Source organism: Methylobacterium sp. Leaf123 (assembly GCF_001423405.1).
Classification (GTDB): Bacteria; Pseudomonadota; Alphaproteobacteria; order Rhizobiales; family Beijerinckiaceae; genus Methylobacterium.
This window is the reverse complement of the sequence record NZ_LMNS01000002.1, coordinates 1-26,291: the sequence shown is the minus strand read 5'-3', so window position 1 is coordinate 26,291 and position 26,291 is coordinate 1. Positions and strand designations below refer to the sequence as shown.

The 26,291-nt window shown below is 69.3% G+C and carries 27 protein-coding genes and 1 riboswitch; of the genes, 15 read left to right on the top strand and 12 right to left on the bottom strand.

The window, feature by feature from the left end; all coding sequences use genetic code 11:
* Positions 1–18: 18 nt before the first annotated feature.
* Positions 19–2,022 (top strand): RNA polymerase sigma factor RpoD, encoded by a 2,004-nt coding sequence (gene rpoD / locus ASF53_RS03630; RefSeq protein ID WP_056194009.1) that lies wholly within the window; start codon positions 19–21, stop codon positions 2,020–2,022.
* Positions 2,023–2,066: 44 nt separating this feature from the next.
* On the opposite strand, the gene ASF53_RS03625 is transcribed toward rpoD, so the two are convergent.
* The 3 genes from ASF53_RS03625 to ASF53_RS03615 form a co-directional block, all read right to left on the bottom strand.
* A complete protein-coding gene (locus ASF53_RS03625; RefSeq protein WP_056194006.1) occupies positions 2,067–3,410 on the bottom strand; it encodes an MFS transporter in 1,344 nt (447 codons plus the stop codon).
* A gap of 8 nt (positions 3,411–3,418) precedes the next feature.
* Positions 3,419–4,423: a helix-turn-helix domain-containing protein gene (locus ASF53_RS03620; RefSeq protein ID WP_056194003.1), complete on the bottom strand. Its 1,005-nt coding sequence runs from the start codon at positions 4,421–4,423 to the stop codon at positions 3,419–3,421.
* 292 nt (positions 4,424–4,715) lie between these two features.
* Positions 4,716–5,084 (bottom strand): hypothetical protein, encoded by a 369-nt coding sequence (locus ASF53_RS03615; protein ID WP_056194001.1) that lies wholly within the window; start codon positions 5,082–5,084, stop codon positions 4,716–4,718.
* Between the two features lie 297 nt (positions 5,085–5,381).
* On the opposite strand from ASF53_RS03615, the gene ASF53_RS03610 reads away from it, so the two are divergent.
* The 5 genes from ASF53_RS03610 to ASF53_RS03590 all read left to right on the top strand — a co-directional run bounded on the left by ASF53_RS03610 (position 5,382) and on the right by ASF53_RS03590 (position 9,842).
* Positions 5,382–6,653 (top strand): adenylate/guanylate cyclase domain-containing protein, encoded by a 1,272-nt coding sequence (locus ASF53_RS03610; RefSeq protein ID WP_056193999.1) that lies wholly within the window; start codon positions 5,382–5,384, stop codon positions 6,651–6,653.
* Between the two features lie 122 nt (positions 6,654–6,775).
* A riboswitch (TPP riboswitch) is annotated at positions 6,776–6,898 on the top strand.
* 77 nt (positions 6,899–6,975) lie between these two features.
* A complete protein-coding gene (gene thiO, locus ASF53_RS03605) occupies positions 6,976–8,196 on the top strand; it encodes a glycine oxidase ThiO (protein ID WP_056193995.1) in 1,221 nt (406 codons plus the stop codon).
* Positions 8,193–8,405 (top strand): sulfur carrier protein ThiS, encoded by a 213-nt coding sequence (gene thiS, locus ASF53_RS03600; protein WP_056193992.1) that lies wholly within the window; start codon positions 8,193–8,195, stop codon positions 8,403–8,405. Before thiO ends, thiS begins: the two co-directional genes overlap by 4 nt.
* 2 nt (positions 8,406–8,407) lie before the next feature.
* Positions 8,408–9,217, top strand: coding sequence for a thiazole synthase (locus ASF53_RS03595; RefSeq protein WP_056193988.1), 810 nt, complete (start codon positions 8,408–8,410; stop codon positions 9,215–9,217).
* A gap of 7 nt (positions 9,218–9,224) precedes the next feature.
* Positions 9,225–9,842 carry a thiamine phosphate synthase gene (locus tag ASF53_RS03590; protein WP_056193985.1) on the top strand — a complete coding sequence of 206 codons (618 nt, stop codon included), beginning with the start codon at positions 9,225–9,227 and terminating at the stop codon, positions 9,840–9,842.
* Here ASF53_RS03590 and ASF53_RS03585 read toward each other — a convergent pair.
* Positions 9,835–10,365, bottom strand: a complete 531-nt coding sequence (locus tag ASF53_RS03585; RefSeq protein ID WP_056193982.1) for a GlcG/HbpS family heme-binding protein — start codon at positions 10,363–10,365, stop codon at positions 9,835–9,837. The genes ASF53_RS03590 and ASF53_RS03585 overlap by 8 nt on opposite strands.
* Before the next feature lie 209 nt (positions 10,366–10,574).
* Between ASF53_RS03585 and ASF53_RS03580 the strand changes: the two genes are divergently transcribed.
* Together ASF53_RS03580 and ASF53_RS03575 are read left to right on the top strand one after the other, a co-directional pair.
* Entirely contained in the window at positions 10,575–11,369 is a 795-nt protein-coding gene (locus ASF53_RS03580; RefSeq protein WP_003604530.1) for an inositol monophosphatase family protein, read from the top strand.
* A gap of 76 nt (positions 11,370–11,445) precedes the next feature.
* Positions 11,446–11,991: an adenine phosphoribosyltransferase gene (locus ASF53_RS03575; RefSeq protein ID WP_003604529.1), complete on the top strand. Its 546-nt coding sequence runs from the start codon at positions 11,446–11,448 to the stop codon at positions 11,989–11,991.
* Between the two features lie 123 nt (positions 11,992–12,114).
* Here the strand turns inward: ASF53_RS03575 and purQ are convergent, their stop codons facing one another.
* The 5 genes from purQ to ASF53_RS03550 all read right to left on the bottom strand — a co-directional run bounded on the left by purQ (position 12,115) and on the right by ASF53_RS03550 (position 15,666).
* Positions 12,115–12,795 (bottom strand): phosphoribosylformylglycinamidine synthase subunit PurQ, encoded by a 681-nt coding sequence (gene purQ / locus ASF53_RS03570; RefSeq protein WP_056193978.1) that lies wholly within the window; start codon positions 12,793–12,795, stop codon positions 12,115–12,117.
* On the bottom strand, positions 12,795–13,034 hold the full coding sequence (gene purS / locus ASF53_RS03565) for a phosphoribosylformylglycinamidine synthase subunit PurS (protein ID WP_056193976.1): 240 nt from the start codon (positions 13,032–13,034) through the stop codon (positions 12,795–12,797). The genes purQ and purS overlap by 1 nt, the downstream gene beginning before the upstream one ends.
* Before the next feature lie 193 nt (positions 13,035–13,227).
* A complete protein-coding gene (locus ASF53_RS03560) occupies positions 13,228–13,452 on the bottom strand; it encodes a hypothetical protein (RefSeq protein ID WP_015821040.1) in 225 nt (74 codons plus the stop codon).
* Between the two features lie 180 nt (positions 13,453–13,632).
* Positions 13,633–14,235, bottom strand: a complete 603-nt coding sequence (locus ASF53_RS03555) for an ActR/PrrA/RegA family redox response regulator transcription factor (RefSeq protein ID WP_056194377.1) — start codon at positions 14,233–14,235, stop codon at positions 13,633–13,635.
* A 36-nt stretch (positions 14,236–14,271) separates the two neighbouring features.
* Positions 14,272–15,666 carry an ActS/PrrB/RegB family redox-sensitive histidine kinase gene (locus ASF53_RS03550; protein ID WP_056193971.1) on the bottom strand — a complete coding sequence of 465 codons (1,395 nt, stop codon included), beginning with the start codon at positions 15,664–15,666 and terminating at the stop codon, positions 14,272–14,274.
* Between the two features lie 158 nt (positions 15,667–15,824).
* Here ASF53_RS03550 and ASF53_RS03545 point away from each other — a divergent pair, with 158 nt between their 5' ends.
* Positions 15,825–17,069: a polyhydroxyalkanoate depolymerase gene (locus ASF53_RS03545; RefSeq protein ID WP_056193969.1), complete on the top strand. Its 1,245-nt coding sequence runs from the start codon at positions 15,825–15,827 to the stop codon at positions 17,067–17,069.
* A 108-nt stretch (positions 17,070–17,177) separates the two neighbouring features.
* The gene (locus ASF53_RS03540; protein ID WP_056193966.1) at positions 17,178–17,903 is read left to right on the top strand and encodes a M48 family metallopeptidase; all 726 of its coding nucleotides are present in this window, start codon (positions 17,178–17,180) and stop codon (positions 17,901–17,903) included.
* Positions 17,904–17,997: 94 nt separating this feature from the next.
* On the opposite strand, the gene ASF53_RS03535 is transcribed toward ASF53_RS03540, so the two are convergent.
* Positions 17,998–18,417 (bottom strand): hypothetical protein, encoded by a 420-nt coding sequence (locus tag ASF53_RS03535; RefSeq protein WP_056193963.1) that lies wholly within the window; start codon positions 18,415–18,417, stop codon positions 17,998–18,000.
* Between the two features lie 235 nt (positions 18,418–18,652).
* Between ASF53_RS03535 and ASF53_RS03530 the strand changes: the two genes are divergently transcribed.
* The 4 genes from ASF53_RS03530 to ASF53_RS03515 all read left to right on the top strand — a co-directional run bounded on the left by ASF53_RS03530 (position 18,653) and on the right by ASF53_RS03515 (position 23,666).
* Positions 18,653–19,195 (top strand): invasion associated locus B family protein, encoded by a 543-nt coding sequence (locus tag ASF53_RS03530; protein WP_056193960.1) that lies wholly within the window; start codon positions 18,653–18,655, stop codon positions 19,193–19,195.
* 60 nt (positions 19,196–19,255) lie between these two features.
* Positions 19,256–19,888: a hypothetical protein gene (locus tag ASF53_RS03525; protein WP_056193957.1), complete on the top strand. Its 633-nt coding sequence runs from the start codon at positions 19,256–19,258 to the stop codon at positions 19,886–19,888.
* A 71-nt stretch (positions 19,889–19,959) separates the two neighbouring features.
* Entirely contained in the window at positions 19,960–22,014 is a 2,055-nt protein-coding gene (locus tag ASF53_RS03520; RefSeq protein ID WP_056193952.1) for a glycosyltransferase family 2 protein, read from the top strand.
* Entirely contained in the window at positions 22,011–23,666 is a 1,656-nt protein-coding gene (locus ASF53_RS03515) for a glycosyltransferase (RefSeq protein ID WP_056193949.1), read from the top strand. The genes ASF53_RS03520 and ASF53_RS03515 overlap by 4 nt, the downstream gene beginning before the upstream one ends.
* Before the next feature lie 6 nt (positions 23,667–23,672).
* Here the strand turns inward: ASF53_RS03515 and purC are convergent, their stop codons facing one another.
* Both purC and nth read right to left on the bottom strand, forming a co-directional pair.
* Positions 23,673–24,467: a phosphoribosylaminoimidazolesuccinocarboxamide synthase gene (purC, locus tag ASF53_RS03510; protein WP_003605938.1), complete on the bottom strand. Its 795-nt coding sequence runs from the start codon at positions 24,465–24,467 to the stop codon at positions 23,673–23,675.
* Positions 24,468–24,660: 193 nt separating this feature from the next.
* Entirely contained in the window at positions 24,661–25,362 is a 702-nt protein-coding gene (gene nth / locus ASF53_RS03505; protein WP_056193946.1) for an endonuclease III, read from the bottom strand.
* 131 nt (positions 25,363–25,493) lie between these two features.
* Between nth and ASF53_RS03500 the strand changes: the two genes are divergently transcribed.
* Positions 25,494–26,015: a DUF2244 domain-containing protein gene (locus ASF53_RS03500; RefSeq protein WP_056193943.1), complete on the top strand. Its 522-nt coding sequence runs from the start codon at positions 25,494–25,496 to the stop codon at positions 26,013–26,015.
* Positions 26,016–26,291: the final 276 nt, after the last annotated feature.

Below are 26,291 nucleotides of genomic sequence, written 5' to 3'. Positions count from 1 at the left end.
GAGAACAATAGGCTGAGCATGGCAACGAAGGCAACCGAGCGGGACGATGCGGACGCCGCCCAGGATCAACCGACGGACGGCCCGCTCCTTGACCTGACGGATGCCGCCGTCAAGCGGATGGTCAAGCTCGCGAAGAAGCGCGGCTACGTCACCTACGAAGAGATCAACGAAGTTCTCCCGGACGGTCAGGTCGACGGCGACCAGATCGAGGACGTGCTCGCGCAGCTCGACGATATGGGCATCCGCGTGGTCGAGGCGGAGGAATCCGAGGAGACCACGCCCGAGGCCAAGGCCAACGGCGAGGCCTCCGAGGAGGAGGAGAGCACGGAGGGCGGCGAGGTCGCCGAGACCGCGAGCGGCACCCGCGCCGTCGCGGTGGCGACCCCCACCACCCGCGAGCCGACCGACCGCACGGATGATCCCGTGCGCATGTACCTGCGCGAGATGGGCTCGGTGGAGCTGCTCTCGCGTGAGGGCGAGATCGCGATCGCCAAGCGCATCGAGGCCGGCCGCGAGGCGATGATCGCGGGTCTCTGCGAGAGCCCGCTGACCTTCCAGGCCATCATCATCTGGCGCGACGAACTCGTCGACGGCAAGGTGCTGCTGCGCGACATCATCGACCTCGAAGCCACCTATGCCGGCCCCGATGCCCGCGGCGCGCCGCAGGAAGCGGAGGCCGAGAACGAGGAATCGGAGGAGGCCGAAGGTGCCGTCCCGCCGGAAGGCGCCGACGACGAAGACGACATGGAGAATAACGTGTCGCTTGCGGCCATGGAGGCCGAGATCAAGCCGCGTGTTCTCGAGACCTTCGACAACATCGCCTCGAACTACCGCAAGCTGCGCAAGCTCCAGAACGAAGAGACGGAGCTGAAGACGGGCGGCGGCACGGTCACCTCGGCGCAGACCAAGAAGCAGGCCGAGCTGAAGGACATCGTCGTCACCGACGTGAAGTCGCTCTCGCTCAACGCCAACCGCATCGAGGCGCTGGTCGAGCAGCTCTACGACATCAACAAGCGCCTCATCTCGCATGAGGGCCGCCTGATGCGCGCCGCCGAGCACCACGGCGTCGCCCGCGACGAGTTCCTGCGCCACTACCAGGGCTACGAACTCGACCCGAACTGGATGGACCGCGTCGCCACCCTCGGCGGCCGGGGCTGGAAGAACTTCGTCGAGCGCGGCGGCCGGCAGGTCGCCGACCTGCGCGAGCAGATCCTGACGCTCGCCTCCGAGACCGGCCTGCAGATCGGCGAATATCGCAAGATCGTCGCCATGGTGCAGAAGGGCGAGCGCGAGGCCCGTCAGGCGAAGAAGGAGATGATCGAGGCCAACCTGCGCCTCGTGATCTCGATCGCCAAGAAGTACACCAACCGCGGCCTTCAGTTCCTGGACCTGATCCAGGAGGGCAATATCGGCCTGATGAAGGCGGTCGATAAGTTCGAGTACCGCCGCGGCTACAAGTTCTCGACCTACGCCACGTGGTGGATTCGGCAGGCGATCACCCGCTCGATCGCCGACCAAGCGCGCACGATCCGCATTCCGGTGCACATGATCGAGACGATCAACAAGATCGTCCGCACGTCGCGCCAGATGCTGCACGAGATCGGCCGCGAGCCGACCCCGGAGGAGCTGGCCGAGAAGCTGGCCATGCCGCTGGAGAAGGTGCGCAAGGTCCTGAAGATCGCCAAGGAGCCGATCTCCCTCGAAACGCCGATCGGCGACGAGGAGGATTCGCATCTCGGTGACTTCATCGAGGACAAGAACGTCGTCCTGCCGATCGACGCAGCGATCCAGTCGAACCTGCGTGAGACCACGACCCGTGTGCTCGCTTCGCTGACGCCGCGCGAAGAGCGCGTGCTGCGCATGCGCTTCGGCATCGGCATGAACACCGACCACACCCTCGAAGAGGTGGGTCAGCAGTTCTCGGTGACCCGCGAGCGCATCCGCCAGATCGAGGCGAAGGCCCTGCGCAAGCTCAAGCATCCGAGCCGGTCGCGGAAGCTTCGAAGCTTCCTCGACAACTGATCCGACACACGAAACGGCCGCCCCTCGGGGCGGCCGTTCTCGTTTCAGGCTCGGCGTCGACGCGCCGGACGCCACGCCCGGCGGGCGAGCAGGGCGGCCAGGGTACCGACCGCGCCGACGGGCGCGTAGACGGACAGGAGGGCGAGCCCGAGCCCGGCCTCCCCGAACAGGTGATCGCTGAGAAGGCCGACGAGAAGCGGCCCGAGCCCGAACCCTGCCAGATTGACCATTGCCAGGAACAGGGCGTTGACCCGGCCGCGCAGCCGCTGCGGGGTCAGGATCTGGATGCCGGCCAAGCCGGGCGGGCTGACGAAGCCGAGCAGCGCGACGAGCACGGCGAACCAGAGCAGCGACAGGGAGAGGTCGGGGCTCAAACTCGTGAGCGACGTCACCGGTACGGCCAGGATCAGCCCCAGAGCCAGAAGCAGCGGCGCGGCATCCGGGCGCCCGGCGCCGCGCAGCCGGTCGAGGGCGAACCCGCCCGCGAAATGGCCGAGCGGTGCGGCGATCAGCACGAGCAGGCCGAGGTGCAGGCCGCTCTCCGCCGGAGTGAGGCCGAAGGAGCGGACATAGAAGGTCGGTGCCCAGGCGGTGAGGGTCTGCGCCATGAGCACCCCGGCCGTGGCGGCGACGACGTGGGGCAGATACGCCTTCCGTCGCCGGCCGATCCAGGCGAGAGCACTGCGAAGCGACGGTCCGCGCAGCCCATGCGCCGCCTGTGCCGAAGCGGCGGTCCGCGGGGCCGGCCGGATGCGCAGGACGAGAAGCGCGAGGACGAGGTTCGGCAGCGCTGCGAGGACGAGCAGGGCCTGCCACGGGGGCAGCGGCGGGAGTCCGGGAAGGGTGAGCCCGCTCCGCACCGTCAGCCATGCTAGCACGGCCCCGCCCGCGAGCAGGGCGAAGCTGCGCCCAAGGGTGGCGGCGGCGGTGAGCGCCGAGATGCCCCGGCCGAGTCGGTTCCGGCGCAGATGCAGGGTCATCAGCGAGAGGGCGGAGGGGCCGAACCCCGCCTGACCCAGCCCGAGGGCGAGCCGCGCCACGAGAAGTGCACCGAACCCGCCCGCGAGACCGCTGGCGAAGGTCGCCGCGCTCCACAAAGAGAGCCCTGCGAGGAGAAGGCCGCGCTGGTGGCCGCGATCGGCCACGATGCCGAGCAGCGGAAGGGCGAGCGCGTAGGGGAGGGCAAAGGCCGAGCCTTGGAGCAGGCCGAGTTGGGTATCGCTGAGATCCAAGGCCCGTTTGAGCGGGGTGGCGACCAGGGTCAGCAGAAACCGGTCGCTGAAGGCCGCGAACTGGATCGCTGCCAGCAAGGCGACGAGCGGCCAGCCCGCGAGCCCGACGCGGGCGGAGGCTGGGCCCGGCTGCGGGTTCGCGGAAAGGAAGGGCATCCGTGGGTTCAGGCGAGGGCGCGCGACCAGGCGGACATCAGGTTCGCGGCGCTCTCACCCGGCAGAGGCTGGCCGAGCGCGCCGGCGCGCGGGTGGCGCATCTCGGCCCGGTAGCGGCCCGGCGGCAGGCCGAACGTGCTGCGGAACGCCCGGCTGCAATGGCTCTCGCTGGCAAAGCCGTGATCGAAGGTGAGGGTGGTGATCGACCGGCCCTCGACCGGGTTGCGGAGCGCCGTGCTCATCCGTTCGAGGCGTCGCGTCAGGATGTGGTGGGCGACGCCGCCCGTCGGCTCGAACAGGCGATAGAGCGCGCTGCGCGACAACCCCGCGCCCCGTGCGACCATGGAGACGTCGAGTGACGGGTCGTTGAGCCGCGCTTCGATGAACGTCTCCGCGCGCCGCCGCCTGAGATCGGCGATCAGAGCGTTCGAAACCCCGTCGTCGGGCCGGACCTGACCGAGGGCGCCGGCCAGCAACTCGGTGAGCGCACGGGCGGTGCTCTCGGCGGTGTTCGGCTCGGTAGCGGCGGCGCGCCGTGCGAGGGAGCCCATCAGGTCGCCGAGCAGACCCGACACCGCCTCGGGCAAGATGTGGCCGTGAAAGCGGCTCGCCTCGGGCGCCGCCGCCTCGACCATTTTCCGGCTCAGGCTCACGGTGACGGTCGACGCCGCTTCGACCCACGTACGCTGCGGACGGTTCATGTCGAACAGGATGACGTCGCCGGGGGCGAGGCGGCGTTCCGCGTCGATGGAACCGCCGTAATAGATGCCGCTGCGCAGGTACTGAATGACGAAGTGATCGAAGCCGTCGCGGCGCACGCGGGCTCCGTCACGCCAATGCCGGACGCTGCTCAGCCTCCGCTCGAAGACGTTGATCGGGCCGAACCGATGCGCCTCTACCCGAGCCCGGAACGTGCCATCGGTCGCCGCCACATCGGCCCCGGCCGAGTAGAGCGCATGGTACCCCTCGAAGCCGTCCGCCTCGGAGGTGAAGGTGAAGGATTGGTTCGACACGGGCCAGGCAGCACGGAAGACTCTGAAAGCATGAGCCCGTGCTGTTATCGGTATCGCCTCCAACAATCGCAAGCGCGGTATAATGCTGAAAATACCAGGCTCGCAATCTGTTGAGAGGCGTCCATCAACCAGCGGTTACGGGCACACCCTTAAAGCGCATTCCGGCGAAGTGGTTGCAGGCTCGTTGAAAGAAGGTGCGTCGAAATCGGTGGCCTGGAAGCGCCGGCCCGATGCCATCGGGTCGGATACGGATCTTGCCGCTTTTCTTGCCGCAAGCCGCCTCGGGCCGAGCCTACTCGACGACGAAGCGCGTCTCGCCGGCGTTGCGGTTCCAGAACAGCGTCACTTTGCTGACATTGCACAGGTTCACGCCGCGAAACTCGGACTCGTCGCCGTCGTTGTAGACGACCTTGATGTCCCACTTGCAGGCGTTCGAGCCGCCATTAAACGTGATGTCGGCGTTGTCGCCGTTGGCGATCGCGTCCTTGCCCATCACGTCCTGGCCCCAGTGCGACTGGTTGACGGGCCCGACATAAACCTCGTCGATCTGGTAGCCGGTGCGGTTGACGAGGGTGAAATCCTGCTTGCCCTGAGCCAGGGTGAGGCTCGGTGCGAGCGCCGCGGTGGCCAGAAGGGTGAGGCTGAAAGCGGTTCTCAACATGTCGGGTCGTCCTGGCGCCGATCGATCGGCGGGTCCGGCAGGCGTCCTCCTGCCACGCTTCCGCCTTAGCGCCGGGGCGGGCGTTCCGCATTGCCCTGCCGTTTCGATCGCTTGATCCAGCGTCCCAATTACAGTCCTGCGGGCCGACCTTGCCCGGCCGTCCGCGTCACGATACGGCCACGCTCGTTCCCCAGGCTTCGTGCGTGCCGGGCGTTCACCGTCCACCCTGCGCGCAAAGCGCCGTTCGTGCCCCGCACGAAGCCTTGCTTTGAGCCCCCGAGAACCCACCTTCCACCGATGCACGACGCCGACGTCTCGAAACCAAAGCCGACGGCACTCGCCGACGGATCGGAAGCCGAGGACGTCCCGTTCGGGGCTCTACAACGCTGCGTTGGAATCCGCGATTGGCTGCTCGGCGAGGGCGCCCGCTTGCCCAAGGCCGACGACCTGCTCGCGGGGCTCGCCGAGCGCCTCAACGCCATCGGTGTGCCGATCGACCGGGCCTCCACGGCCATCGACACGCTGCATTCCGAGTATTCGGGCGTCGGCCGCGTCTGGACCCGTGGCGCCGGCTCGACGGTGCGGCTGTTTCCCCACGGCGAGGTGTCCGCGAAGGCCTACCAAGCGAGCCCGTTCTACGCCGTGCACGAATCCGGCGAGTGGCTGAGCCTCGACCTCGCGGAGACCGCCGAAGATGCCTACGCGATCATCCCGGAGCTGAAGGCCGACGGCTACACGCACTACCTCGTCGCGCCGCTGATCTTCACCAACGGCAACAAGAACGGCATCACCTTCGCCACGCGCGCGAAGGACGGTTTTCGCGATGAGGACATCGCGATCCTGCGCTTCGTCATGCCCGCGCTCGCCGCGGTGATGGAGATGCGCATCCTCAACAAGCAGCTCGATACGGTGCTACGCATCTATGTCGGCGACGAGCCGCACCGGGCGATCCTCTCGGGGGACATCCGGCGCGGGCAGGTGCGCCGCATCCGCTCGGCGATCCTGTTCGCGGATATGCGCGATTACACGCGCCTCTCCGCCAACCGGACGCCGGAGGGCGCAGTCGATCTCCTGAACGCGTTCTTCGACTGCCTCGTGCCGCCGATCGAGCGGGAGGGCGGCGAGGTGCTGAAATATCTCGGCGACGGGCTGCTCGCGATCTTCCGCGAATCGGGCGACGATCTCGGCGGCGCGGCCAAGAGCGCGCTCACGGCGGCGGAGGCGGCGTTGGCGGCCCTGGCCGAAGCGAACGCGGTCGGGCGCTTCGGTCCCGGCGAGCCGGTGGTCGGTGCCGGCATCGCCCTGCATCACGGCGAGGCGGCCTATGGCAATGTCGGCTCCGGCACCCGGCTCGACTTCACCGTGATCGGCCGCGACGTGAACCTGGCGAGCCGCCTCGCGCGGCTCAACCGCACGCTTCAGGAACCGCTCCTGATGTCGAAGCCGTTCGTGGACTTCCTGTGGGGCGATCCCGACCCTCTGGGCGTCCATGCCCTCGACGGCTTCGATGAGCCGATGGCGGTGTACCGCCCCATCCGGAGACGGGCGGCGAAGGCCGCTGCTGAGTAAATCGTCCACGAACCCGGCCCAGGCGTTCGGGCGCGTCCTCCGACCGGTGAGAGTCGTAGGCTGATTTGCCCAATCCCCGTCCCGGCAGGGATTGACCGCGCGCCCGGCGGGGCCCACATCCGAAATGTTCCAGGGAGATCCCCGACAAGGGGCTGAGAAACCGCTATCGCCGTCGCCGGCAGCGCGGAAATCCTTTGAACCTGATCCGGCTCATACCGGCGTAGGGATTGGACCTGATGGGACGCTCGTTCGGGCGGACCCGCTTCTATCGAAGCACATGGTGCCAGTTCCTGCGGGCAGACCCGCGGAAGGCACGTTTTCGATGTCAGACCTGCTGACCTCCCCGATCGGCCAGCGCCGGAGCCTCACGATACGACCGCGCGCGGCGGAGTTGCCGCAGCGCGCCGACGTCGCCGTGGTGGGCGCGGGGCTGATCGGCCTGTCGATCGCGTGGCGGCTGGCGCAGGCCGGCCGCTCGGTGGCGGTGGTGGAGCGCGGCAGCGTCGGCAGCGGCGCGAGCCTCGCGGCGACCGGCATGCTGGCGCCGGCCGCCGAGCACGAGCCCGGTTCCGATCTGCTGTTGCCGCTGGCGCTCGAATCCCTGCGCCGCTGGCCCGGTTTCCGCGACGCGCTCCAGGCGGCGTCCGGCCGAGAGATCGACTACCGCGCGGACGGTACCCTGGTGATCGCCATCGGCCGGGACGAGGTGGAGCGCCTGCGCTTCCGCCACGACCTGCAGCGCCGCTCGGGCGTCGCCGCCGAGTGGCTGTCCGGCCCGGAGGTGCGGGCGCGTGAGCCGCTGCTGCGCCCCAACGTCACCGCCGGCATCCTCTGCCCCCTCGACGCCCAGGTCGATCCTCGCCTCGTGATGGAAGCGCTGCTGCGCGCTTGCGAGGCGGCCGGCGTTGTCATCTGCGAGGGCGTCGCGGTCGAAGGGCTGGAGCAGCGGGGTGGGCGCATCACCGGCCTGCACGCCGCCGGCCGTACGCTCGCCGCGGACACGGTGATCCTGTCCGCCGGCGCGTGGAGCGGAGAGGCGGGCCTGCTCCCCGCCGACCGCGCTGTCCCAGTCCGGCCGCTCAAGGGGCAGTCGCTGGCCCTGCGCACCACCAAGCGCACCGGCACCCTCTCCCGCATGGTCTGGACCGACGCGGTGCACATGGCGCCCAAGGGCGACGGGCACCTCATCGTCGGCGCCACGGTGGAGGATTGCGGCTTCACCAGCGGCGTCACCGCGGGCGGGTTGTTCGCCCTGCTGGAGGGCGCGCGGCGGGTGCTGCCCGGTATCGAGGAGATGGAGATCGACGCGGTCTGGAGCGGCTTCCGACCGACCTCGGACGACGACGCGCCGATCATCGAGGAGGCCGCGCCCGGCCTCGTCGTCGCCACCGGCCATCACCGCAACGGCTACCTCCTCGCCCCCGCGACCGCCGATGCCGTGGCGACGCTTCTCGCTGAGGGCGCGCTGCCGGACTTCGCCCGCGGCTTCGGCCGGGGGCGCTTCTCGTCATCGACCGAAACCGAAGGGAGGGCCGTGGCATGAGGCTGACCGTCAACGGAGAGACCTGCGAGCGCGAGGCGGCCGACCTCGCCGCCCTGTTCGCGGCGGAGGCCGAGGAGCGGGGCATCGAGAGTCCCGAGGGGATCGCCATCGCCGTCAACGGCCGCGTCGTGCGCAAAAACGCCTGGGCCGAAACGTCACTTAACGAGGGCGACCGCATCGAGATCGTCCGCGCCATGCAGGGAGGCTGACCATGAACCATCACGACACCACCCTCGCCCAGACCGCCACCGCCGGGGACGACGCGCTGGAGATCGCCGGCATCCGGCTCTCCTCGCGGCTGTTCATCGGCACGGCGGGCTATCCGAGCCAGGAGATCATGGCGCAGTCGGTGCGCGCCTCGGGCGCCGAAGTCGTCACCGCCTCGATCCGCCGGGTCTCACTCCAGGGCCACGGCTCGGACACCTTCCAGAAGCTGAAGGGCGCGCGCTTCCTGCCGAACACCGCCGGCTGCGAGACGGCCCGCGACGCGATCATGACCGCCGAACTCGCCCGCGAGGCGCTCGGCACGTCCTGGATCAAGGTCGAGGTGATCGGCGACCGCGAGACGCTCTATCCGGATGTCACCGAGCTGCTCGAAGCCTGCCGCCACCTCGTCGATGACGGCTTCACGGTGCTGCCCTACTGCAACGACGATCCCGTGATCTGCGAGCGGCTGGCCGATCTCGGCTGCGCCGCGGTGATGCCGATGGGGTCGCTGATCGGCTCGGGGATGGGCATTGCCAACCCGGCCAATATCGAACTGATCTGCCGCCGGGCCAAGGTGCCGGTGATCGTCGATGCCGGCATCGGCACTGCCTCGGACGCGGTGATCGCGATGGAGCTGGGCGCCGCCGCCTGCCTCGTCAACACCGCGGTGGCGAAGGCCGACGACCCGGTGCGGATGGCCGGCGCCATGCGCCACGCCGTCGAGGCGGGCCGGCTCGCGCATCTCGCCGGGCGCATCCCGCGCCGCGGCCGGGCCGAGCCGTCGAGCCCGCAGCTCGGCCTTGTCGGTTCGTGAGGTTGAGTTGAGGCTCCCGCCGCTCCTCGTCGTTACCGACCGCCACGGCACGGACCGGCCGCTGGTTGAGACCGTCCGCGCGGCGGTGGCGGGCGGCGCGCGCTTCGTCTGGCTGCGCGACCGCGATCTCGACCGGGACGCGCGACGGTCTCTCGCCCGCGACCTGGTCGCACTCCTAGAGCCGGCCCGCGGCTGTCTCGTCGTCGGCGGCGATGCGGAGCTGGCGGCCGAGACGGGGGCGCAGGGCGTGCACCTGCCGGGTTCCGCCGGGATCGAAGGTATCCGCGCGGCGCGTAAAACACTCGGCGCCGCGGCGCTGATCGGGTTCTCCGCTCATTCCGTCTCCGAGATCGCAGCGGCCGAGGCCATGGGCGCCGACTACGCCACCCTCAGCCCGATCTTCCCGACCGCGAGCAAGCCCGGCTACGGCCCCACCCTTGGCTTCGCCGGTTTGCGCGCCGCCACGGCCCATCGCCTGCCGGTCTTCGCGCTCGGCGGGATCGACGCGGGCAACGCCCGCGCCTGCCGCGCGGCCGGCGCGGCGGGTGTCGCCGTGATGGGCGGCGTGATGCGCGGGGCCGATCCACGCGACGCCACCGCCCGCTTCGTCGCCGCGGTTACTTGAGGGCGGCGATGCCCGCTTGGCAGACCACCGTATCCTGATCACCCGTGCCGCCGGAGCAGCCGATGGCGCCGACGATTCGGCCCTCGACCACCAGCGGGAAGCCGCCCGGCGAGGCCGCCAGCTCGGGATCGAGGGTGCCGTAATAGGCCGAGCCCGTGGCGTAAGAGTTGAAGAACACCCGCGTTTCGCGCCGCCAACGTGCCGCGGTCCGGGCTTTTCGCTGCGATACACCGACCGAGACGAACTGCGAGCCGTCCATCCGGCTGAAATGCACGAGGTCGCCATGGGTATCGACCACGGCGATGTTCATCGGCCAGTTGCGCTTGCCCGCTTCGGCCTCCGCCGCCGCGACCACGCGCCGGGCGGCGTCGAGGCCGATCGGCGTGCCGTAGGGCTGGCCGAACGGCACGGAATCGGGCGTGCCTCCGGCGGAGGGCTGCGGCTTCAGCTCGGGCGTCTGGGCGGCAACGCTCACGGTCGCCGCGCCCAGCAGGCAGGCGGCGGCAAGGAATCGGGCGATCATCGGGGCGGGTTCCTCCGGCGGTGAGCCGCTGGCGGGCTCTGTGCGCGACGGTTGTACTCTACCCGCGTGCCCCTCCGGGTCCAGCGCCGGACCCTGCCGGATATCCGCCCTGCACCGATCACCCCTGGCGCTGCGGCGTAAGGCGTATAGAAGCCCTGACAGATTTCTTTTCCAACAAGGCGCCCGGCCAGGGCTGCGAGCCGAACCGCATGATCAACTCTCCCCTCATGACCGTCATGGTCGATGCCGTGCGCAAGGCCGCCCGTGGGCTCAAGCGCGACTTCGGCGAGATCGAGAACCTTCAGGTCTCCCGCAAGGGGCCTGGCAACTTCGTCTCGGCCGCCGACCGGAAGGCGGAGGAGGTGCTGCGCGACGCCCTGATGAAGGCGCGGCCGGGCTACGGCCTCATCATGGAGGAGAGCGGCACCATCGAGGGCACCGACCGCAGCCATACCTGGCACGTCGATCCCCTCGACGGCACCACGAACTTCCTGCACGGCATCCCGCATTTCGCGATCTCGGTCGGGCTCGAGCGCGACGGCCAGATCGTCGCCGGCGTGATCTACGATCCGGCCAAGGACGAGCTGTTCATCGCCGAGCGCGGCAAGGGCGCCTTCCTCAACAACCGCCGCCTGCGCGTCTCCGGCCGGCAGGATTTCGCCGACGCGCTGGTCGCCTACGGCACGCCCTATCTCGGCCGCGGCAGCCATGGCCGGCTGCTCAAGGAAGTCGCCGCGGTGATGGCGGTCTCCGGCGGCACCCGGCGCCTCGGCTCCGCGGCGCTCGACCTCGCCTACGTCGCCTGCGGCCGGACCGACCTCTACTGGGAACGCGACCTCCAGACCTGGGACATCGCGGCCGGCATCATCCTCGTGCGCGAGGCCGGCGGCTTCGTCTCCAGTGCCGATGGCGGCGCCGAGCCGCTCGCCGCCCGCTCCGTGGCTTGCGGCAACGAAGTGCTGCACCGTGAGCTGATCGGCCTGCTGCGCAAGGCCGCCGCCTGACGGGCGCGGCGCGCCTCTCGCTCCTCGCCACCGTTCCCCTCGAACGCCCCGCATCGCCGTCAACCGAGCACCCCGCATGGAAGCCCGCCGCCATTCCGCCCTGAAGGACTCGGTCCGCTCGATTCCCGACTATCCCAAGCCGGGCATCATCTTTCGCGACATCACCACCCTGCTCAGCGATCCGCGCTCGTTCCGCCGGGCGGTCGATTCGCTGGTGCACCCCTATGCGGGCGGGCGGATCGATCAGGTCGCGGGGATCGAGGCGCGCGGCTTCATCCTCGGCGGCGCCGTGGCGCACCAGCTCTCCTCGGGCTTCGTGCCGATCCGCAAGAAGGGCAAGCTGCCCCACAAGACCGTCTCGACGGCCTACGCGCTGGAATACGGCACGGACGAGATCGAGATCCATGTCGATGCGATCAAGCCGGGGGATCGGGTGATCCTCGTCGATGACCTCATCGCCACCGGCGGCACGGCGACGGCCGCGGTGAACCTGCTGCGCCAACTCGGCGCCGAGGTCGTGGCCGCCTGTTTCGTGATCGATCTGCCGGAGATCGGCGGCGCCCAGCGCCTGCGCGATCTCGGCGTCACCGTGCGCACGCTGATGGAGTTCGAGGGGCACTAAGCCCCTCACGGCGCCGGGTTTTCCGTTCGCTTTGGGATGACGGGGAGGGGCACCTCGACCTTCATCGCAAACGTCAGCGCAGCGATCCGGCCGCGCCGACGTCTCTGTTCAAGGGGTCGGCCTTCAGGCTGCCAGGCTGTCGAACAGGCCCTTGCCGTCGGTGCCGCCGACGAGGGCATCCACGAAGTTCTCGGGGTGGGGCATCATGCCGAGCACGTTGCGCTGCTCGGAATAGATGCCGGCGATCGAGTTGAGCGAGCCGTTGCGGTTCGCGTCCTCGGTCAGCGCACCGTCGGCGTCGCAGTAGCGGAAGGCGATGCGGCCCTCGCCTTCGAGACGGTCGATCGTCTCGGAATCGGCGAAGTAATTTCCCTCGCCATGCGCCACGCAGACGTCGATCACCTGACCCTCGGTATAGGACGAGGTGAACCGCGTGTCGGCGCGCTCGACCCGCAGGAACTGCCGGTGGCAGATGAAGCGGCGGTTGACGTTGCGCATCAGCACGCCGGGCAGCAGGCCCGATTCGCACAGGATCTGGAAGCCGTTGCAGATGCCGAGCACGAGGCCGCCGCGGGCAGCGTGCGCCCGCACCGCATCCATGGCCGCCGCCCGGCCGGCGATGGCGCCGCAGCGCAGATAATCACCGTAGGAGAAGCCGCCCGGGACCACCGCCAGATCGGTGCCCGCGGGCAGTTCGGTGTCGGCGTGCCACACGCTGACGACCTCCGCGCCGGAGCGGCGGAGTGCGCGGGCCACGTCGCCGTCGCGATTCGAGCCCGGAAAGACGACGACGGCGGCGCGCATCAGGCGATCTCGACGGTGTAGTTCTCGACGACGGTGTTCGCGAGCAGCTTGTCGCAGGCGGCCTTCAACTTCGCCTCGGCCTGTTCGCGGTTCTCGGAGGCGACCTCAAGGTCGAACACCTTGCCCTGGCGTACGCCGGAGACGTCATCGATCCCGAACGACTTCAGGGCGGCTTCGATCGCCTTCCCTTGCGGATCGAGAACGCCTGTCTTCAGGGTAACGACGATGCGGGCTTTCATGGCAGGCACTCGTTTGGGAGATCGGCGGGCCGCGCCGGGGCGGGGGCGGTGATGCCGGGGACGGAGGGGACTGCGCTCGATCGTGTGCGAGTGAGCCGGAGATTTCGAGGCGAACCGGGCGCAGGCGCGGAGCGGTCAGCCGGAGCGCGGAAGTCTATCGCGCTTTCGTGAAGACGTCACCGCAGGAAAGCGATCACCGGCGGCGGGTTGACCCGATCGGCTCGGCTTCGGTGGCGCGGCGCCAGAGCTGGACCATAATCCAGGCGGCGACGAGGCTGAACAGCGCCATGAGCACATGGCCGACTTGGTCGCCGAGATCGAGCAATCCGGCCAATGCCCAGCCGGCGGCAATGGCCGCGGCGAACACTTCCGTGCCGACCAGCACCATCAGACCGAGTATCGTGATGAGGTTCCGCATACCCGCGTAAGCCTGTTCCACTCTTTGAGCGGCGAACTAGCCCGAGGCCGGGGCCCGGCGCAACCGTCCGGAACCCACGAGAACACACAGATTAAGCTATGAATGTGCCGAGCATGTGCGTGCGCAGCGGCCCCGGCAACGAAAAAGGCCGGCGGTTCGATCCGCCGGCCTCTTGCCGCTTTAGCGCGGTGCGCGTTTGGCGAGGATGCGCTGGAGCGTCCGCCGGTGCATGTTGAGGCGCCGTGCCGTCTCGGAGACGTTGCGGCTGCACAACTCGTAGACGCGCTGGATATGCTCCCAGCGCACCCGGTCGGCCGACATCGGATTCTCCGGCGGATCGGCCCGCTCGCCCGGCTGCGCCATCAGCGTGCCGTGGATCTCGTCGGCATCGGCCGGCTTGGCGAGATAGTCGAAGGCGCCGAGCTTGACCGCGGTCACCGCCGTGGCAATGTTGCCGTAGCCGGTCAGGATCACGCCTCGGGCTTCGGGGCGGCGCTCCTTGAGGCGGGCGATCACGTCGAGCCCGTTGCCGTCGCCGAGTCGCATATCGATGACGGCGAAGGCCGGCGCCTTGGTCTCGACGGCCGCCACGCCCTCGCTGACGCTCTCGGCCACATGGACCTCGTATCCGCGCGCTTCCATCGCCCGGGCGAGCCGGGTCGAGAAAGGCTTGTCGTCGTCAACGATCAGCAGACTGCGATCGCTGAAGGCGGAAAGAGGATCGGCTTCGGAAAGAAAAGCGGTGTCGGAGCCCGGCACCGTCGTCCCGCTCTGCGTCAGCATGCGGCGCTCCTCGTCGGTTCGTGTCATTTCTATGCATTATATGGGTGCGGCATCCCGTTCCGTTAGGGGTCTCAGAGAATTGTGCGCAACGCGATGGGGCGCAATCACTTCCCTCTCGAAAATGTGACGGGCCCACGTCACCCGCACCAGCGCCCCGCGCTGTCCCGCCTCGGTGATGTTGGACAGAAGGAGCTGCGCGCCGGAACGCTCGATCAGCGTCTTGGCGATGAACAGGCCGAGCCCGAGCCCCCCGCCGACCTCGTCGGGATTCTGCGAACGGTCGCGACTGCGGGTGGTGACGTAGGGCTCCCCGGCCCGCAGTAGCACCTCGCTGGGAAATCCGGGGCCGTCATCGCGGACCGTCAGCGTGACGCGCTCGGCATCCCACGCGGCCTCGATCGTGACGCGTGATTCGGCGAAGTCCACGGCGTTATCGAGGATATTAGCGAGCCCGAACATCACGCCGGGATTGCGGCGGCAGACCGGCTCCGGCCCGTCGCCCTTCCGTACGACCTCGACGGCGATGCCGAGCGCCCGCTGAGGGGCGACCAACTCCTCGACGAGATGGCCGAAGGTGACGGTCTGGAGGAAGCTCTCACCCTCCTCGTTCTCGTCGCCCATGGACGTGAGCTTCGAGAGGATGCCGCGGCAGCGATCCACCTGATCGCGCAGCAGGCTCAGATCCTCGGCGATGGCGGGGGAGGCGGTGGGGCCGAGCTGCCGGTCGAGCTCCTTGGCCACGACCATGATGGTGCCGAGCGGCGTCCCGAGTTCGTGCGCCGCCGCCGCGGCAAGCCCGTCGAGCTGCGACAGGTGCTGTTCGCGGGCGAGCACCAGTTCGGTCGCGGCCAGTGCACGGGCGAGCTGGCGCGTCTCCTCCGCCACCCGCCACGCATAGACGCCGGTAAAGGCGGTGCCGAGCAGGATCGCGGTCCAGACCCCCGAGACGTAGAGGAAGGGCAGCTCGATCCGGCCGTCGGCGAACCAGGGCAGGGGGCGGTGGACGAGGGCGAGCAGGGTGGCGAGCCCCACCGCCAGCAGGCCCAGGGCCAAGGTCCGCTCCGGCGGCAGGGCGGTGGCCGAGATCAGGACGGGAGCGAGGAACAGCAGCGAGAACGGGTTCTGCAGGCCGCCGGTGAGGAAGAGCAGGCCCGCGAGCTGCACGATGTCGAAGGCGAGCAGGAGTGCTGCCGAATCGTCGCTGAGGCGGTAGCTCGCGGGAAAGCGGATCCGCAGCGCAAGGTTCAGCCAGCACGAGGCGGCGATGACGAGGAAGCACCAGCCGAAGGGCAGGTTGAGCCCGAGCCCGAACTGGGCGCCGACGACCGCCGCGCTCTGCCCGGTGAGTGCGAGCCAGCGCAGGCGCACGAAGGTGTCGAGCCGCAGGTGGCGGCCCGTCGGGGTCAGGGTTTCGTGCGCCGCTTCCATCATGGTGCGGCTACGATAGGGCCGGCGGGGGGCACGTCCACCGGCCGGTGCTCAGACGCCGCGCCCAGGCCTCGCAATTTTGAAGGATTTCTCCGCTTACAACATTCGATAAGATCGCAGTGAGCACGGCCGACTCGGGAGCCGTGCCGGGGAGTGCCCAAATGGACCTCGCGTATATTTGGTACGAGACGGCCCGCGCGATGTTGACGCCGGCCCGGCTCGCGGCGGACGCGGCTCGGCACAGCCTGGACAATCCCGGCAACCCGTTCGCCTACGGCCCCTACGCCCGCTCGGCAGCCGCCGCGCTGGAAATGTTCGAGCGCGTGACCCGCCGCTACGGCAAGCCGGCCTTCGGCCTCTCGACGACGGTCATCGACGGCCAGGTCGTCCCGGTTTCCGAGCGCGTGGTCTGGGAGCGGCCCTTCTGCCGGGTGATCGCCTTCGACCGGGCTTTGCCCGCCGGGCATTCGGAGCCGCAGCCCAAGCTCCTGATCGTGGCGCCCATGTCGGGCCATTACGCAACGCTCCTGCGCGGCACCGTCGAGGCGATGCTGCCCAACCACCGGGTCTTCATCACGGATTGGTCCGATGCGCGCATGGTCCCGTTGCTGGACGGGCGCTTCGACCTCGGAACGTATATCGATTACCTGCAGGCGATGTTCCGTGATCTCGGGCCGGACCTGCACGTCATGGCGGTGTGTCAGCCCGCCGTGCCCGTCTTCGCCGCGGTCGCGTTGATGGAGGCGGCGGATTCACCCCACGTGCCGGTCTCGATGACCCTGATGGGCGGGCCGATCGACACCCGCTGCTCGCCGACCGCCGTGAACACCCTCGCGCAGGAGCGCGGCATCGCCTGGTTCGAGAAGAACTGCATCACGGTCGTGCCGCCGATCTATCCGGGGGCAATGCGCCGGGTCTATCCCGGCTTCCTGCAGCTCTCGGGCTTCATGGCGATGAACCTCGATCGCCACGTCACCGCCCATACCGACATGTTTCATCACCTCGTGACCGGCGATGGCGATTCGGCGGAGAAGCACCGCGACTTCTACGATGAGTATCTCGCCGTGATGGACCTGACGGCGGAGTTCTACCTCCAGACCGTGCAGACCGTGTTCGTCGATCATGCCTTGCCGCGGGGGCGCATGCGCCATGACGGGCGGCTGGTCGATCTCTCGGCGATCCGCCGCTGCGCCATCCTCGCCGTCGAGGGCGAGAACGACGACATTTCCGGCGTCGGCCAGACCAAGGCCGCCCTCGATCTCACCCCGAACCTGCCCGATGCCCGCAAGGCCTACCACATGCAGGAGAAGGTGGGGCATTACGGCGTCTTCAACGGCTCGCGCTTCCGGTCCGTCATCGCCCCGCGCATCGCCCGCTTCGTGCGGGAGATGGAGGGGAGTGCCTAATCCCGGCATCGTCAGACATCAGTTGCAAGCTTCCGATGAGGCGGATTTCCGGTGAGAGACGGATTGCTGGGATGGCTGAGCCGGCCGGCTGCGGCTAGGCTCTCGGGCATGACGCGCGCCCTGCTGCGACGGCCGGATCCGGATCACATCGAGATCGCTCATGACGGGCAGACCTTCCGCATCGCCATCCTGCGGCGGCCGACCGCGCGCCGGCTGACCCTGCGGGTTTCGAGCGCGACCGGCGCGGTGGTGCTCACGCTGCCGACCCGGTCGTCCTTCGCCACGGCCCAGAAGTTCGCGCAGAGCCATGGCGGCTGGATCGCCGCCCGCCTCGCCAAGCTGCCGGAGCGGGTGCCGTTCGCGGAAGACTCGGTCATTCCGTTGCGCGGCGTCCCGCACCGGATCGTGGCGCGGGAGGGGCGCGGCACCGCCGAGGCGGATCTCGCGAGTGCGACACTCGCCGTTCCGGGCGATCCGGCGCATATGGCGCGCCGCGTTCGCGAGTTTCTGACGCGGGAAGCGCGGCGCGACCTGTCGCAAGCGGTGGCGGTCTACGCGACGCGGCTCGGCCAGCGACCGGCGCGGGTGACTCTGCGCGACACCCGCAGCCGCTGGGGATCGTGTACTGCCCGCGGCGAGCTGAACTTCTCCTGGCGGCTGATCCTCGCGCCGCCGGTGGTGCTCGACTACCTCGTCGCCCACGAGATGGCGCATCTGCGGGAGATGAACCATTCCCCGCGCTTCTGGGCGCTCACCAACGAACTCTGTCCCCATGTCGACGAGGCGGAGCGCTGGCTGAAGCGGCACGGCTCGGAGCTGCACCGCTACGGCTGATTCCAATCCGGTCGGTCCCTGGGGGACGGCGATCGGGGGTTCGCTCAGGCACCGCCTCCGGCCCGATGGGCCGGAAACGGATCGGAGCGTCGGCTCAGTACTTCGTCACGATCGCCCGGCTGCGGGCAGGCGCCGCCTCGGCGGGCCAAGCCGGACGCGGCGCGACGTGGCCCGGCCACAGGGTGCGGGGCGCGACGTTGTCGCAAACCTCGCGCTGCCGCAGGTAGGTCGGGCGGCCCATCGCATCACGGCGAAGCACCGTGCCGTTGTCCCGGCAGAAGCCGGCGATGGCCGCCGCGTCGCCGCGACGGCGCCCGCGCGGATTCCGCTCCACTGGCGGATGCTCGATGGTGAGCGGCGCCTGATGGTTGAGGGAGCGCTCAACGTAGGTCGTGGTCGCCTCGGGCGGGAGGTAATCCGACTCCTCGAACGGCAGGGAGAGGGCGGAAGCGCCCCCGCAACCCGCTGCGACGAAGAGGGTCGCGAGGGCAAGGGGGGAGGCGAGGCGGCACATGGCGGTTTCCTCCGATGAATGAAAGCTTGGCCTTACCTTAGGGCAGCGGGACGGCGAGGGGTAGCCGCTTTGCCCCATTCCCGACACACCCGCGCCGCGATTGCTTGACACCGGGAAACCCGCATGGTCCCAACGCCCGAGTCCGCGCGACGCTCCGGAGGGCCCGACTGCGTCAGCGCGAGGGGCATCCGCCGGAGCCGGCCGCCGTCTCGAAAAGCGATCGATCGGAGTTCGTATGAGTCTGTTTGCGGGCGTGGTTCGGGCGGTGCGTCCGGGGGCCGGCCGCCGTCTCGCGCTGGCGGTCGTCACCGCCGCGACGGCGCTGGCCGGGGGCGGTGCCGCACAGGCCCAGGGGACCGTGCGCAAGACCTTCGACGATTGGCAGTTGCGCTGTGAGACGCCGGCCGGTGCCAAGGCCGAGCAATGCGCCCTGGTGCAGTATGTGGCGGCGGAAGACCGGCCGAACCTCAACCTCGTCGTCATCGTGCTGAAGATCGCCGACAACCGCGGCTACCTGCTGCGGGTGCAGGCCCCGCTCGGCATCCTTCTGACCTCCGGCCTCGGCCTCAAGATCGATCAGACCGATATCGGCCGCGCCAGCTTCGTCCGCTGCCTTTCCATGGGCTGCGTCGCCGAGGTGGTGATGGATGACGGCCTGATCAAATCGATGCGCAACGGGGCGCAATCGACCTTCATCGTCTTCCAGACGCCGGAGGAGGGGGTCGGCATCCCGGTCTCGATGAAGGGCTTCGGCCCCGGTTTCGACGCGCTGAAGTAGGATCGTTCGGCTTCGGAGCGTTCAAGGGATCGCCGGGACAGGGCAGGGAACGGTCAGACGATGCGCAGGGCGTTGATCATTTTCGGCGGATTGGTGCTGGCCGTGCCGGGCACGGCGCGGGCCGAACCGGGCAGCTTCTTCAAGAACATGTTCGGGGGCCGCGAGGGCGACGCGCCGGCGGTCACCGCGCCGCGGGCGCAGGACCCCGATGACGTCTATTGCCCGCCGGTCTTCGTGCCGGATGGCGGCGCCGCGATCCAGGCTTTCGCCGGAGCCGCGGGCGACAACCGCCGCCTGCGCCATCAGATCGTGCTCGGCCGGCTCAGCCGGGAGTGCAAGGCGCGGCCCGACGGCTCGGTCGCGGTGCGTGTCGGCGTCGAGCTGCGTGCCCTGCTCGGACCGGCCGGTGCCGCCGGGCGTTTCGACGTGCCGGTGACCATCGGCGTGAAGTACAGCGAGCAGCCCGTGATGATGCGCAGCCACCGTGTTGCGGTGGCGGTTCCGGCGGGCGCCGCCCAGGGCGAGGCGACGGTCATCGAGAACGATCTCACCGTGCCCGCCGACAAGGCGACGGGCTACGACATCGAGGTGACCCTGGCCGGCGCGGCGGCGCGCCCGAAGCCGGCCGTGCGCCGCCGCAAGCCCGCACCCGCCGCAGCAGCGGACCCGAGTGAGGCCGCGGTCGCACAATGACGGAAGCGCCCGCGCCGCACGGCTCGCAACGCGCCGGAGGACGGCATCCCCAAGCCTGATCGCCAAGTCTAATGGCCAAGCCTGATGCAAGGGGGGGCAAGGGGCGGGACGTGTGGCGGGGTCGGGAGACGCCGTTCTCCCTGGTGCCCGCCGACGACCCCCTGTTCGACCTCCGCCTCGTCCTGTCGCCCCCGGACCGGAGGCCGTGGCAGGATCGCTGGATCGTCCTGACCTACACGCTGCCCGCGCGTGCGCGGCCGCAGAGGCCGCTGCTGCGCCTGCTCCGCAACGCCGGCCGACGCGACAGCTTCGTGCTGCCGGGGCTCGCCCTCGGCGCTGCGCGCTGGCTCGGCTACCTGCCGGGCGATTGCGAAGGCATCGAGATCGCCGCCGAGCCGGGCTTCGTGCTGGAGCGCGTCGGGCTCCGGAGCAGCGCGAGCGTCTTTGCCGAAGCGCTGCTGAAGCGGCCGGGACGCGCCGCAGCCGCCCTGCGCGCCGGTCTCGCGCGCGACGAGCGGCGCTGGCGCGACAGCCTTCGCGGCGCCTGCGCGGTGTCGCCCGTTGCCCGCTATCCCGCCTGGAAGGCGTCGCGGCTGTTTCGGGCGGCCTCGACCGAACGGAGTTCCGGCGCGCAGATCCGTCTCATTCTCCCCGCCGCCTTCGCGCGGGCCGATGCGGTGGCGCGAACGGTCGCGAGCCTGCGCGCCCAGACCCATCAGGACTGGTCGCTCCTCATCGCCTGGACCGATGGCGCCCCACCGACGAAGCCGGCCGTCGACCCGCGTGTGCAATCCGCCCCCTGGAATTCGGCCGCGACGCTGCACGCGCTTGGCGCAGGGGCCGACCTGTTCGGCGTGCTCCGCCCCGGCGACATTCTGGCGCCGGAGGCGCTGGACCTGCTTGCCAAGAGCGCCGAGGCCGAGGCGGCCGAGATGGTCTATGCCGACGAGGAGACCGGCGGCCGAGCGGTCAGGCCGCGCCTCAAGCCGGATTGGAGCCCCGATCTCGCACTCGCCACGGGCTATGTCGGCGCCCCCGCGCTGATCGCTGGGCCCTTCCTCGCCCGCCTGCCCGCCGAGCCGGTGGAGACGCCCGACGCTTTCGCCCTCGCGCTCGATCTCGCGGCCGGGACCGCGACCCGTGTCGTCCACATCCCCCGCATCCTGTGCCGTCGCGAGCCTGTCACGGTCGATCCGGCCGCCCGCGCGCCGCACCTCGACCGGCACTTGCGCGTTATGGGATCGTCGGCGCGCGCAGCGCTCCATGACGGCCGCCTCGACCTTCATTGGCCGCTGCCGGACCCGGCACCGCTCGTCAGCATCATCATCCCCTCCCGCGACCGGCTCGACCTGATCGCGCGGGTCACCGAGGATGTGCTGGAAAAGACGCCCTATCCCGCCCTCGAACTGGTGATCGTGGACAACGACTCGAAAGAGCCGGCCGTTCTCAATCTGTATGAGCGGTTGCGCGGCGATCCACGGGTGCGGATCGAGCCCTATCCGCACCCCTTCAATTTCTCGGCCCTGGTCAATGCCGGCGCGCGGCAAGCGCGCGGCGACGTCCTCGTGCTGCTCAACAACGACGTGGCGGTGCTTCAACCCGATTGGCTCGAAGTCCTCGTCGCCCAGGCAGTCCGGCCGGAGGTCGGCGCGGTCGGCGCGAAGCTCCTTTACGAGGATGGGCGCCTCCAGCATGTGGGTGTCGTGGTCGGGCTCGGCGGCGAGGCCGGCCATATCCTGCGCCGCCGCCCCGCCGACACGCCCGGCCATCTCGATCGCCTGGGCGTGGCGCACGAGGTCTCCGGCGTCACGGCGGCCTGCCTCGCCGTCGCGCGCGAGAAATATCAAGCCGTCGGCGGGTTCGACGAGGAGACCTTCGCCGTCGATTTCAACGACATCGACTTCTGCCTGCGCCTCGGCGCGCGGGGCTGGAAGACGGTGTGGACACCCCATGCGGTGCTGTCTCACCTCGAATCGGTGAGCCGCGGCCGGCCGGTCGGGGCGGCCCGCGCGCGCTTCGAGCGGGAGGCCGCCGCCTTCACCGCGCGCTGGCGCGACGTGATCCGGCACGATCCGTTCTACCATCCGGCGCTCTCGCTCACGACCTTCGGCGAGGAGCTGGAATGAGCGCCGACGGCCCGCCCCCCGCATGGCCCGACGCTCTGCATTTCGCCGCCGAGCCCGTTCCGGGGCGCCTCGCGCTCCTCGTCCGGGCTTTGCGCCATCCGAGGCGGGCCCTGCCGATCCTGTCGGCGCGTCTCTCCGGTCGGCGGTTGCGGGCGGCACAGGCCTTCATCGCCCTGGTCGGCGCCCATCATCATCTCGACCGGCCCCGTATCGCCCCACCGCCCAGCGAGCCGGATGCCGCCCTCGCCGCGGCCGGAATCGAGCGCATCGAGACCGATGCGGAGGGCGCCATCCGCATCGCACCGGAAGGCCCCCCGATCGTCCTGCTTTCGGTCGAAGGCCGGCACATCGCAGCGGGCGCAGCAGCAGCCATCGCCGCCGCCTTCGCCGATCCGGATTGCCACGCGACCTATGGCGACGCGTTGTTCCGCCACGCCGCCCATGGTCCGTGGCTTCCGCTGCTGCGTCCGTCCTTCGACCGGGATTACCTCCGCACGGTCGATTATCTCGGCCCCGTCATCGCCCTTCGCCGCACCAAAGTGATCGGCATCGCCGTCGTTCCCGGTGCCGCCGCGCTCGACCTGACCCTGGCCATCGCTGATCGCTTCGGCCCAAACGCCGTGCGCCATCTCCCGCGCATCCTGTCCTTCGGCGGTCTCGAAGCGAGCGGGGAGGGGCGAGCGGCGCGGTGCGTGGCGGTCCGGCGCGATCTTGATCGGGCGGGGGAGGGGGGTACGCCCGTCATCGTCGGGGATGACGGTGTGATCCGCCTCGACAGGCCCCTGCCGGAGCCGCGCCCCCTCGTGAGCCTGATCGTTCCGACCCGCGACCGGCTCGATCTGCTCCGGCCCTGCATCGAGAGCCTACGCTACCGCACCGATTGGCCGGCCAAGGAGATCCTGATCTGCGACAACGACAGTCGTGATCCCGAGACGCTCGCCTATTTCCGCACCCTCGAGGCGGAGGGCGCGGCGCGGGTCGTGGCCTGTCCGGGGCCCTTCGACTTTGCCGCCATCAACAACCGTGTGGCGGCCCAAGCCCGCGGACGCCTCCTGGCCTTCATCAACAACGACGTCGAGGCCGAGGCAACGGACTGGCTGGAGCGCATGGTCCGTGAGGCGTTGCGCCCTGAGATCGGCGCGGTCGGCGCCCGGCTGATCGACGGTGAGGGCCGAATCCAGCATGGTGGTATCGTGCTGGGCACCGGCGGTCTCGTCACCCACGGCCACCGCCACTTCGCCGGGGATGCGGCGGGCTATCTCGGCGCCCTGCGCGCCACCCGAAGCGTCTCGGCCGTGACCGCTGCCTGCCTCGTCATCGCGGCGGACAAATTCTCGCGCGTCGGCGGCTTCGACGCCTCGACTTTCGCCATCGATTTCAACGATGTCGATCTCTGCCTGCGGCTGAACGCGGTTGGCCTGCGGACTCTCTATGTCGGCGGCGCCTGGCTCCATCACCGGGAATCGGCGAGTCGCCGGCCCTCGCCGACGGCGGCCGCCCGCCACCGTGCCGAGGTCGAGGCGCTGAAAAAGCGATGGGGGCCGCTGCTGGCGCAGGACCCCCATTATCATCCGGGCTTCGACCCGGATCTCTCGACGCATCTGCGCCTTCGCCGCGGCTGGACCGGCGTGGAGCCGGCCGAGCCCCGGTGAAGAGGCTTACTGCACCAGACGCGGGCCGCCGGCCTGCACCTTCTCGTTCTCGGACATGATGCCGAGACGCTTGGCGACCTCGGTATAGGCCTCGATCAGGCCGCCGAGATCCTTGCGGAAGCGATCCTTGTCGAGCTTGTCCGAGGACTTGATGTCCCACAGCCGGCAGGAATCGGGGGAGATCTCGTCGGCGACGACGATGCGCATCAGGTCGCCTTCCCACAGGCGGCCGGTCTCCATCTTGAAGTCGACGAGACGGATGCCGACGCCCAGGAAGAGGCCGGACAGGAAGTCGTTGACGCGGATGGCGAGCGCCATGATGTCGTCGATCTCCTGGGGCGTCGCCCAGCCGAACGCGGTGATGTGCTCTTCCGACACCATCGGGTCGTTGAGTTGGTCGTTCTTGTAGTAGAATTCGATGATCGAGCGGGGCAGCTGCGTGCCTTCCTCGAGCCCGAGCCGCGTCGCCAGCGAACCGGCGGCGACGTTGCGCACCACCACCTCGAGCGGGATGATCTCGACTTCGCGGATCAGCTGCTCGCGCATGTTGAGCCGGCGGATGAAGTGCGTCGGCACGCCGATATCGTTGAGGTGCTGAAAGACGAACTCGGAGATCCGGTTGTTCAGCACACCCTTGCCGTCGATCACCTCGTGCTTCTTCGCGTTAAAGGCGGTCGCGTCGTCCTTGAAGTGCTGGATGAGCGTCCCCGGCTCCGGTCCCTCGTAGAGGACCTTCGCCTTGCCCTCGTAAATGCGACGGCGGCGGTTCATAGGCGTGTACCGTGGTTTGAGGAAGTCCATGGGGCCGAGGCTCCTTCGGAACTGGCACTTGAGGCGAAATCCGCGGCGCGGCGGCCCGTCTGGCGGGCAGACGGCCGGATTATGCTTCCCGAGAGAGACATGTCCGGCCGCCTTAGCATCAATCTACCGGAACGAGGATTGCAGCACAACGCGTTGGCCGGGCAACGCATTGCCGCCGCGCATGCAGAGCTGATTAATCCCCGTCCGAGAGGGGGGTGAGCGCCGTCGTCTTCGAGGGGTAGCGGCACAGATCGGCGATGGCGCAGCTCCGGCAATCCGGCCGGCGGGCCTTGCAGGTGTAGCGCCCGTGCAGGATCAGCCAGTGGTGGGCGTTGAGCCGGAACGGCTCCGGCACCCGCGCCTCCAGCCCCGCCTGCACCTTGTCGGTCGTGGGGGCGGAAAACAGCGGAATGCGGTTCGAGACACGGAAAATGTGGGTATCGACCGCGATCCGCGAAACGCCGAAGGCCACGTTGAGTACGACGCTCGCCGTCTTCGTCCCGACGCCCGGCAGAACCTCCAGCGCCTCGGCCTCGCACGGCACCGCGCCGCCGTGCCGCTCCAGCAAAATCCGCGACAACGCGATGACGTTCTTCGCCTTGGTGTTGAACAGGCCGATGGTGCGGATGAAGTGGCGGACCCGTTCCTCCCCGAGATCCAGCATCTTCTGCGGCGTGTCGGCGATGGCGAAGAGCGGGGCGGTGGCCAGATTCACGCTCTTATCGGTGGCCTGAGCCGAGAGCACCACGGCGACGAGCAGCGTATAGGGATTGCGGTATTCGAGTTCCGAACGCGGCTCTGGATCGGCCGCGCGCAGTCGGGAAAAGATCTCGACCAAGGTCGTGTCATCGACAGGTTCGGGCGAGGTTTCGACGCCGACTGCCAGCGCCGGCATCAGCTTGGCCTTGAGTTTTGCCGGCTTTGCCCTCGCTTCGGCAGACTTCGCCGACTGACTTTTTACCGCACCAGGGGCAGAAGGGCGGGAAGACGGCTTTTTCGCTGACATCGGCGCGTTATATTCGGCCCATGGCGAGCGGCAACATTTCTGCGCATCCGGACGGGCTCGACCCGGCAACGATGGACCGGCCGGTCTACTCGGCCGTGATCCGGCCTCACCAATCCCTGAGCCAGGACGGCTTCCGGATCGTGATGGGGCTGTGCTGCCTCGTCTCCCTCGTGACCTCCATTGCGTGCTGGCGGGCCGGTTTCTGGCCGATCGCCGGCTTCTTCGGACTCGACATGCTGGCGCTCTACGTGGCGCTGAAGGTGAGCTTCCGCCGCGGACGCTCCTTCGAGGAAGTGGCGATCTCACCGATTGAGGTCTTCCTCGCCCGCATCGATCCGCGGGGCGTGCGGCGCGAATGGCGCTTCAACCCCCTCTGGACGAAGCTCAGCCGCATCGACGACGAGGAGTTCGGGCTGCGCACCCTGACCCTGACCTCGCGCCGCGAGCATGTCGTCGTCGCGCGCGACGCCTCGCCGGATGAGCGCGCGATCGTCGCCGACGGCCTGACGCGCGCCCTGGCGCAGGTGAAGCGGGGGTTCTGAACTCCCCCGCGAGCACACCCCCGCTGTGGGATGGCCGACAGATGCGTTCTGCGGCCCCGTAGCGGGCGTTTTCGATTTCCCCGCGTTTTTTCGATTGACGCGGTGTGGGGCTATCCTTATACCCCCTTTCACCGACGGGGCGCCGCGGTCCACCGGATGGTGGGTCGGGGGTTTTGTTGGTCTTCGGGATTGTTGGTGAGCGGAGCTGATCCGGGTGACTGGATCGGGCGATCGCTGTCCTTCTGGTTCCGGGGTGTCGGTTGATCCGGGCGCTGT

Excerpts from the sequence above, each read along its gene's own strand:
- rpoD (WP_056194009.1), top strand. The coding sequence starts at position 19 with ATGGCAACGAAGGCAACCGAGCGGGACGATGCGGACGCCGCCCAGGAT.
- ASF53_RS03625 (WP_056194006.1), bottom strand. The coding sequence starts at position 3,410 with ATGCCCTTCCTTTCCGCGAACCCGCAGCCGGGCCCAGCCTCCGCCCGC.
- ASF53_RS03615 (WP_056194001.1), bottom strand. The coding sequence starts at position 5,084 with ATGTTGAGAACCGCTTTCAGCCTCACCCTTCTGGCCACCGCGGCGCTC.
- ASF53_RS03610 (WP_056193999.1), top strand. The coding sequence starts at position 5,382 with ATGCACGACGCCGACGTCTCGAAACCAAAGCCGACGGCACTCGCCGAC.
- thiO (WP_056193995.1), top strand. The coding sequence starts at position 6,976 with ATGTCAGACCTGCTGACCTCCCCGATCGGCCAGCGCCGGAGCCTCACG.
- thiS (WP_056193992.1), top strand. The coding sequence starts at position 8,193 with ATGAGGCTGACCGTCAACGGAGAGACCTGCGAGCGCGAGGCGGCCGAC.
- ASF53_RS03595 (WP_056193988.1), top strand. The coding sequence starts at position 8,408 with ATGAACCATCACGACACCACCCTCGCCCAGACCGCCACCGCCGGGGAC.
- ASF53_RS03585 (WP_056193982.1), bottom strand. The coding sequence starts at position 10,365 with ATGATCGCCCGATTCCTTGCCGCCGCCTGCCTGCTGGGCGCGGCGACC.
- ASF53_RS03580 (WP_003604530.1), top strand. The coding sequence starts at position 10,575 with ATGATCAACTCTCCCCTCATGACCGTCATGGTCGATGCCGTGCGCAAG.
- ASF53_RS03575 (WP_003604529.1), top strand. The coding sequence starts at position 11,446 with ATGGAAGCCCGCCGCCATTCCGCCCTGAAGGACTCGGTCCGCTCGATT.
- purQ (WP_056193978.1), bottom strand. The coding sequence starts at position 12,795 with ATGCGCGCCGCCGTCGTCGTCTTTCCGGGCTCGAATCGCGACGGCGAC.
- purS (WP_056193976.1), bottom strand. The coding sequence starts at position 13,034 with ATGAAAGCCCGCATCGTCGTTACCCTGAAGACAGGCGTTCTCGATCCG.
- ASF53_RS03560 (WP_015821040.1), bottom strand. The coding sequence starts at position 13,452 with ATGCGGAACCTCATCACGATACTCGGTCTGATGGTGCTGGTCGGCACG.
- ASF53_RS03555 (WP_056194377.1), bottom strand. The coding sequence starts at position 14,235 with ATGCTGACGCAGAGCGGGACGACGGTGCCGGGCTCCGACACCGCTTTT.
- ASF53_RS03550 (WP_056193971.1), bottom strand. The coding sequence starts at position 15,666 with ATGATGGAAGCGGCGCACGAAACCCTGACCCCGACGGGCCGCCACCTG.
- ASF53_RS03545 (WP_056193969.1), top strand. The coding sequence starts at position 15,825 with ATGGACCTCGCGTATATTTGGTACGAGACGGCCCGCGCGATGTTGACG.
- ASF53_RS03540 (WP_056193966.1), top strand. The coding sequence starts at position 17,178 with ATGACGCGCGCCCTGCTGCGACGGCCGGATCCGGATCACATCGAGATC.
- ASF53_RS03535 (WP_056193963.1), bottom strand. The coding sequence starts at position 18,417 with ATGTGCCGCCTCGCCTCCCCCCTTGCCCTCGCGACCCTCTTCGTCGCA.
- ASF53_RS03530 (WP_056193960.1), top strand. The coding sequence starts at position 18,653 with ATGAGTCTGTTTGCGGGCGTGGTTCGGGCGGTGCGTCCGGGGGCCGGC.
- ASF53_RS03525 (WP_056193957.1), top strand. The coding sequence starts at position 19,256 with ATGCGCAGGGCGTTGATCATTTTCGGCGGATTGGTGCTGGCCGTGCCG.
- ASF53_RS03520 (WP_056193952.1), top strand. The coding sequence starts at position 19,960 with ATGGCCAAGCCTGATGCAAGGGGGGGCAAGGGGCGGGACGTGTGGCGG.
- ASF53_RS03515 (WP_056193949.1), top strand. The coding sequence starts at position 22,011 with ATGAGCGCCGACGGCCCGCCCCCCGCATGGCCCGACGCTCTGCATTTC.
- purC (WP_003605938.1), bottom strand. The coding sequence starts at position 24,467 with ATGGACTTCCTCAAACCACGGTACACGCCTATGAACCGCCGCCGTCGC.
- nth (WP_056193946.1), bottom strand. The coding sequence starts at position 25,362 with ATGCCGGCGCTGGCAGTCGGCGTCGAAACCTCGCCCGAACCTGTCGAT.
- ASF53_RS03500 (WP_056193943.1), top strand. The coding sequence starts at position 25,494 with ATGGCGAGCGGCAACATTTCTGCGCATCCGGACGGGCTCGACCCGGCA.